Annotated in this window: 1 pseudogene; it reads right to left on the bottom strand. The window is 74.6% G+C overall.

Going from position 1 to position 752, the window contains the following annotated elements:
* Window positions 1–117: 117 nt before the first annotated feature.
* Window positions 118–752, bottom strand: a pseudogene (locus HG543_RS53955) (hypothetical protein); the annotation flags it as partial.

The following is a 752-nucleotide window of genomic DNA, read 5'->3' as shown; positions in this document are numbered from 1 at the left end:
GTCCAGGAGGGGGCGGGGTTCAGTGGGGCTCATGCCCGCGCCTTCTACTGCACGCGGCGTGGGCGGGGGCACGCGACGCGCGGGCCATGCGCCCACCAGCCCACACTCCGGAGCCCTTCAGCGGCGGCGCACCAGCCAGCTGCGTCCGGACTCGGCCACCACCACCAGCTCCGACTGGAGCCGCTCGCCGAAGATGCGCGAGGGGTGCACGCCGCGCACGAGGAAGTGGTCGTACCAGATGCCCTGCGTGGCGTAGTCCATCTGCTGCGGCTGCCACTCGGACGGAAACGTCGGCGGCATCTCGCCCACGTAGCGCAGGGGCGAGTGGGGCGTGGAGGCGAAGGTGAAGTTCGGTACGCCGCCGCGCGCGCGGGCCAGCACCGCCGCGCCGTGGATGTAGACGGGGAAGCGCACCACGCGCGACTGGGAGTCGAAGACGAGCCCCATGACGCGCGGCCGGGGCGCGGTGGCGGCCACCAGCGGCTCGAGCTCGGCCGCCTCGCGCGAGTACGCGCGGTAGCCGCGCACCATGACGAAGGCCAGCACCGCCGCGCACGCCGCCGCCGCCAGCCGCAGGGGCCGCCGCCACTGGGGCACCGTGGCGGGCGCGGTGGCCACCAGCAGCGCCGCGGCCAGGTGCGCGTAGCGCGTGTTGAGGTAGTAGACGTACCCGCGGATGTCGAAGGGCAAGAGGAAGTAGAGCGCCAGCGCCAGAAGCCCCAGCCCCGGCAGCCGCGCCGCGGCCACCCACC

It is taken from the genome of Pyxidicoccus fallax (assembly GCF_012933655.1).
GTDB lineage: Bacteria > Myxococcota > Myxococcia > Myxococcales > Myxococcaceae > Myxococcus > Myxococcus fallax.
This window is presented reverse-complemented; position numbering and strand designations above follow the sequence as displayed.